At 26.5% G+C, this 6,000-nt stretch carries 7 protein-coding genes; 4 read left to right on the top strand and 3 right to left on the bottom strand.

What is annotated here, in order from left to right:
- Positions 1 to 107 precede the first annotated feature (107 nt).
- The gene (locus tag ACQPVP_RS16295; protein ID WP_430851737.1) at positions 108 to 653 is read left to right on the top strand and encodes a J domain-containing protein; all 546 of its coding nucleotides are present in this window, start codon (positions 108 to 110) and stop codon (positions 651 to 653) included.
- A 92-nt stretch (positions 654 to 745) separates the two neighbouring features.
- On the opposite strand, the gene ACQPVP_RS16300 is transcribed toward ACQPVP_RS16295, so the two are convergent.
- Genes ACQPVP_RS16300 through ACQPVP_RS16310 form a run of 3 tightly spaced genes read right to left on the bottom strand, consistent with a single transcriptional unit; the run spans position 746 to position 2,238 of the window.
- Entirely contained in the window at positions 746 to 1,159 is a 414-nt protein-coding gene (locus ACQPVP_RS16300; RefSeq protein ID WP_430851739.1) for a hypothetical protein, read from the bottom strand.
- 13 nt (positions 1,160 to 1,172) lie between these two features.
- The gene (locus ACQPVP_RS16305; RefSeq protein WP_430851741.1) at positions 1,173 to 1,871 is read right to left on the bottom strand and encodes a putative ABC transporter permease; all 699 of its coding nucleotides are present in this window, start codon (positions 1,869 to 1,871) and stop codon (positions 1,173 to 1,175) included.
- Positions 1,872 to 1,899: 28 nt separating this feature from the next.
- Positions 1,900 to 2,238 carry a hypothetical protein gene (locus tag ACQPVP_RS16310; protein ID WP_430851743.1) on the bottom strand — a complete coding sequence of 113 codons (339 nt, stop codon included), beginning with the start codon at positions 2,236 to 2,238 and terminating at the stop codon, positions 1,900 to 1,902.
- Between the two features lie 230 nt (positions 2,239 to 2,468).
- Here ACQPVP_RS16310 and ACQPVP_RS16315 point away from each other — a divergent pair, with 230 nt between their 5' ends.
- The 3 genes from ACQPVP_RS16315 (at position 2,469) to ACQPVP_RS16325 (ending at position 5,887) form a co-directional block, all read left to right on the top strand.
- Entirely contained in the window at positions 2,469 to 2,891 is a 423-nt protein-coding gene (locus ACQPVP_RS16315) for a hypothetical protein (protein ID WP_430851745.1), read from the top strand.
- A 152-nt stretch (positions 2,892 to 3,043) separates the two neighbouring features.
- Entirely contained in the window at positions 3,044 to 4,540 is a 1,497-nt protein-coding gene (gene yjeM / locus ACQPVP_RS16320) for a glutamate/gamma-aminobutyrate family transporter YjeM (RefSeq protein ID WP_430851747.1), read from the top strand.
- Positions 4,541 to 4,681: 141 nt separating this feature from the next.
- Complete coding sequence (locus ACQPVP_RS16325; protein WP_430851749.1) at positions 4,682 to 5,887, top strand: dicarboxylate/amino acid:cation symporter; 1,206 nt, start codon at positions 4,682 to 4,684, stop codon at positions 5,885 to 5,887.
- Positions 5,888 to 6,000 lie beyond the last annotated feature (113 nt).

The following is a 6,000-nucleotide window of genomic DNA, read 5'->3' on the forward strand; positions in this document are numbered from 1 at the left end:
CTATCTCCTTTTTACATTATATAAAATTAATTTATCATATTATATCCTTTCTTCCAATATATTAAATATTATCATGTAATTAAATTTTATAAAGGATGTGATATAATTTGGATCCATATAAGGTGCTCGGGGTTTCTCAAAATGCTTCAAAAGAGGAAATTAAAAGAGCTTATAAAAACATATTAGATGAATATTCTTTAACAAATTCATCTATAGACTCTCGCCCTCTAGCTGAAGATGTAATAAATGAAGCAAATTTAGCTTATGATGTACTAGTAAACGGAGGAGTATATAAGGATATACGTTCCTTCATAGACAATGACAATATTTCTATTGCTGAGGGGAAATTAAATCTTTTAGATTTAAGAGACTCTGCTGAATGGAATTATCTAATGGGATTTGTATACTTCAAAAAAGGTTGGTTTGATATTGGTATTCAGCATGTAGTAAAATCTACAGAATTAGATCCATCAAATAAAGAATATTCAGAAACATTAACAACTCTTAGAAACCGTGCTGGAGAAATTGTAAACTATTATAAGCAAAACAATTATCAAAATCCTACCCCAAATCAAGCAAATCCACAAAATGCTTCAAACAACATGAATATGTGTGGTGGCGGTAATTCTGGTAATGGCGGAGGAATGTGCTAATAAAAAAATCAATACTTTACAATAATATTTAAAACTTTAAATACTTTTTATTATAAAAAGGTGCTATCCTTGTGTGACAGCACCTTTTATAATTATTCTAATTGAGTTACTAATCTTCTCATTACATCTTTTAATTTTCCTTCTCCAACCTCTTCATTAACTCCTGCTAAAACTACTCTTATATCATTATCTGATAAATCCCATTTATAAGCTTTAACATCTATTATAGATTCTTCTGGTAATAAATATTCCATATCTGTAGCTAATTCTTCTGATAAACTCATATATTCATCAAACAAATCATCTTCACTTAAATCATCCATACTATAATCATCACTTATTATTTCATTCAAAATATCTATTGATATACTTAAGTTATAGGCAAAAGTATCTTCTCTTTTTGTTCCTTTACTCATATCTTTCAGCACTTTAAACTCAGTACTTTCTTCGATTTTTTCTTTAATTTCATCAGTATCTACTACTCTTCTTCCAAAGGCTATATACATGCTTACCTCCAAATTATAATTTTATATTATTTTCAATAGATTCTTTTATTAAAGACTTAAGCTTTTTTAATTCATCTTTATACTTTTTATGTTCCAATTGAGGAAATGCTTCTATAAGTCTTCTAACTCTTTTAGGTTTTAATTCCTTCTTATTAAATTCTTTCTTAAGCTTATCTAAAATATTCATATTTTTAAGAGTAATATTTAAATTAACTACTTCACTAACAGTTAATGACATATCAACTATGAATATAATTAAAATTAAAATTGCTGCTAATATAATAGATAAATTTGAAAACTTACTTATAAAACCAACTATTAAAGGATGTATAATTTCTAACAAAACAAGTGCTAATGTTGCAAATAATGTTGAGTTCAATAAGCAAACCCTACCCTTTATATTGAACCTTCTATTTGAATAATTCCAAAGTCTTGTATGAAATACATATTCAAGTAAAATATCTGCAATAAACTCAATTATTGAAGCTATAACTCCACCAAAAATAAATATTAATATTGGCGAATCAATATTTAACCATTCCATAATACAAATAACGAATAATGCACCAAAACCATAAACAGGACAAACTGGTCCATTTAAAAATCCCCTATTAATAATTTTTTTTTCTGGAATAGAACAATATATAACTTCACATATCCATCCTAAAAAACTATATACACTAAAATATAAAAGCCAAGTTAACAACCACATATCCATTCCCCCAAATAATCAAAAATTATTACTTTTTTAAATTAATTTCACTCTTAACTTCATTTATGTTAAATAACTTATTATAAAAATTATCAAACCCATCATCTTCGATTTTTATATCTTCATTATCATTAATATAGAACTTGTCCATAGTTGAAATAATTAAATCAAACTTCTTTAAATCATTTTCCTCTAGTAAAACATTAAAAAGATAAGCTAAATGATTTTGCATATATTTTTGAATTTCTTTAAATTCATCATCTGTTATCTTACCTTCTTCATAAAGATTTTTTATTGGCCCATTTCTAAAAGAAAAATATGTTGATGCCTTTGATATTCTAGCTATATAATCTTTTAAATCATTCATATATCCACCTCATTATTTATATTTATAAGAAACTCCCATTCTCATAAGTATATATTTCGTTACAGTCTTAATTATATTTTTGTTTTTTATATTTTACAACATAAATTATATTAATTAATTATTATAGTAAAATATAAAATTGTTAATAAATTATTATATTTTTAGTATAAATTGCTGAAACATACTCTTTGTAATATAATATATTTATTATATTATACAGAGGTGTTGACATGAACTTTTTAAAAGGTATCTACGGAATTGATTTATTATCACTACTTTTATTATTGATTGCTTCGTTATTAAACTTTTCAAAATATACGATGTTAATAGGAACTGCTTTTACATTAATATCTATATTTAGAATTTTTTCTAAGAATATTTATAAAAGACAATCTGAAAATAATACTCTAATTAGCTTTTTAAATAAACCCTTATCAAAGTTTGGCTTAAGAATCCCTTATAATTCTCAACCAATTGATTTCACTAGTCTTTCTTACGCTTTTAAAATTATTGAAAAAACTATTAATGAAAAGAAAAATTATAAAATTACAAAGTGTACAAATTGTGGTCAAAAACTAAGACTTCCAAGAAAAAAAGGAAAAATAGTTGTAACCTGCAAAAGATGTTTACATAAATTTGATTTTAGAACATAATCTAGAGTTGTCTTAATGACAGCTCATTTTTTAATTATAACATAATCTTATAAACATATTAATCAATTAAATATAAGAATGGTTAAACTTCCCTTAATATATTAAACCAATTATGTACAAAATAAACTATGTATATTAAAGGAGGTTTAATAATGTCTGATAAAAAAAGCGCTAATAAATTAACATTATCTGCTCTTATACTAATGATTTTTACATCTGTATATGGTTTTAACAATATTCCAAGAGCCTTTTACTTAATGGGTTACTCTGCTATCCCTTGGTACGTATTCTCTGCTATTTTCTTCTTTATTCCTTATGCATTTATGATGGCAGAATTCGGTGCAGCTTTTAGAAAAGAAACTGGTGGTATTTATACTTGGATGGACAAGTCAATTGGTCCTAAATACGCTTTTGTAGGAACCTTTATGTGGTATAGTTCATATTTAATATGGATGGTTAGTGTATCATCATCAATTTGGGTACCTTTATCCAACCTAATATTTGGGAAAGATACTACATCAACTTGGTCATTATTGGGATTAAATGCTCCAATGACATTGGGTATTTTAGGTGCATTTTTTGTAATATTAATAACCTATATATCCTCTAAAGGATTAAAAGGAATTGCGAAAGTCGCATCTGTTGGTGGTATATTTGTAACTAGTGCAAATTTAGTTTTATTAATAGGTGGATTAATAGTTCTATTTATGAATAATTTTAAATTAGCACAACCAATAAATACAAAAGCTTTTATAGCTTCACCTAATCCCTTTTATCAAACTCCCCTTGGAATATTAGGCTTCCTAGTATTTGCTCTATTTGCATATGGTGGTTTAGAAGTGGTCGGCGGTTTAGTTGATTCTACTGAAAATCCTAAAGTAACATTTCCAAGAGGAATAAAAATTGCAGCAATTGTCATTGCAATAGGATATTCGCTGGCAATTTTATTTGTAGGATTCTTTATAAATTGGAATGACGTTTTAACTGGAGAAGAGGTAAATATGGCTAATGTATCATACATAGTTATTAAAAACCTAGGTATTGAAATTGGAAAAGCTCTTAACTTTTCACAAAGTACCATAGAACTTTTAGGCTCATTATTTGCAAGATATATTGGGCTTTCAATGTTTTTAGCTTTATTAGGAGCATTCTTTACATTAGCCTATTCTCCTCTCAAACAACTAATTGAAGGTACTCCCTCTGGTATATGGCCTAAATCTTGGAATGAGAAAGATGAAAATGATATGCATAAAAATGCTATGTGGATACAATGTATTATAGTTGTAACAATTATTCTTATATCTTCATTTGGAGGAAAAAGTGCAAGTGTATTTTTAAATTACTTAGTTTTAATGGGAAATGTTGCAATGACTATTCCTTATATGTTTTTATCCTATGCCTTTATTCATTTTAAGAAAAAGGAAGATATTAAAAAACCCTTTGAAATTTATAAAAGTACAAAACTTGCTACAATAGCCTCAATTATAGTTACTTTAACAGTTGGTTTCGCTAATATATTTACAATATTACAACCTGCTTTAGAAACTAAAGACTATCTATCAACTATATTCCAAATTGCTGGTCCAATTGTATTTGGAGTTATTGCACTATTACTGTATTCTTCATATAAAAAGAAAAAAGATAAATAATACTATGACAAGGAAGATAAAAATTAAATTATTTATCTTCCTTATTATTTTTCTTGACAAAAAATCCTTGAAGCAGTATTATGTATTCATATTAAAAACACTTGTCTTTAATATGAATACATTTTTTTAGGGGGCTTAAATATGAAAAAAAATACATCTTTAATTTTTAAAATTTTTTTAGCTTTATTAATTGGTATAAATTTAGGATTAATATGTAAATATATAAATTTTGAATTTCCAATTAAATTTTTAGCTACTTTTAGTGAATTATTTGGCAACTTTTTATCTTTTATAATTCCACTTATAATGATTGGATTTATAGTTCCTGGTATAGCCTCTCTTGGTAGTAATTCTGGTAAGGCTTTATTAATTACTACTATTCTAGCTTATATTTCAACTTTAGGTGCTGGCTTTATTGCATTTTTTGCAGGTTCCAATATTTTCCCTAAATTCTTAAAAGCCAATACTTTAGTAATAGCATCAGGAAATAATATATCTTCATTTTTTAGTATAGAAATTACTCCAATTATGTCAGTAACCTCAGCCCTAGTCTTTTCTTTTGTTATGGGTATAAGCTTATCAAAAATACAAAATAGTAGCATACTAAATATATTCAATGAATTAAATGTAATAGTCTTAAATATAACTTCTAAAGCTTTAATACCTTTAGTACCTTTTTACATAGGAGCAATTTTTGCTAAACTTAGTTTTAGTGGAGAAATTTTCACTACCATTAAGAGTTTTGCTATAGTTTATACAGTTTTATTTATTATCCAAGGTTTATATATTTTACTCCAATATTCATTAGCTGGTATAATTAAAAAGAAAAACCCATTTAAATTAATCAAAAATATGATACCAGCTTATTTAACAGCTATTGGTACTCAATCTTCTTCAGCAACTATTCCCGTTACTGCAGAGTGCGTAAAAAATAATGAAGTTAGTGAAGAAGTAACTGATTTTGTTATCCCTTTAGCTGCTACAATTCATTTAGCTGGAGATACTATTACCTTAGTTTTAACTTCTATGGCTGTAATGTATATGACAGGAAGGATACCTACTTTCCCAATTATGTTACCTTTTATATTTATGCTTGGAGTAACTATGGTTGCAGCTCCAGGAGTTCCTGGAGGTGGTGTTATGGCTGCTTTAGGTATTTTAGAATCCATGCTTGGATTTGGAACATTGGAAAAACCAATAATGATAGCTTTACATGCAGCTCAAGATAGCTTTGGAACTGCCACTAATATAACTGGTGATGGTGCTATTGCAATAATAATGGATAAAATTTTAAATAAAGAGACTCAAATAGATAATGAATTAAATAAGAATACAATTTTAGAATAAATCAAAAAACTCAAGCTTAAATAGCTTGAGTTTTTACAGTTTGTTGAAAAACCCACTGTTTAAAAACAGAGGGTTTTTCTATTATTAGTTGTGGATAAAATTTAAGATTAAAA

This window comes from Clostridium nigeriense (genome assembly GCF_050585265.1).
Classification (GTDB): domain Bacteria; phylum Bacillota; class Clostridia; order Clostridiales; family Clostridiaceae; genus Clostridium; species Clostridium nigeriense_B.

Coding starts and splice junctions, on each gene's coding strand:
- ACQPVP_RS16300 (WP_430851739.1), bottom strand. CDS start 1,159: ATGTATATAGCCTTTGGAAGAAGAGTAGTAGATACTGATGAAATTAAA.
- ACQPVP_RS16305 (WP_430851741.1), bottom strand. CDS start 1,871: ATGTGGTTGTTAACTTGGCTTTTATATTTTAGTGTATATAGTTTTTTA.
- ACQPVP_RS16310 (WP_430851743.1), bottom strand. CDS start 2,238: ATGAATGATTTAAAAGATTATATAGCTAGAATATCAAAGGCATCAACA.
- ACQPVP_RS16315 (WP_430851745.1), top strand. CDS start 2,469: ATGAACTTTTTAAAAGGTATCTACGGAATTGATTTATTATCACTACTT.
- yjeM (WP_430851747.1), top strand. CDS start 3,044: ATGTCTGATAAAAAAAGCGCTAATAAATTAACATTATCTGCTCTTATA.
- ACQPVP_RS16325 (WP_430851749.1), top strand. CDS start 4,682: ATGAAAAAAAATACATCTTTAATTTTTAAAATTTTTTTAGCTTTATTA.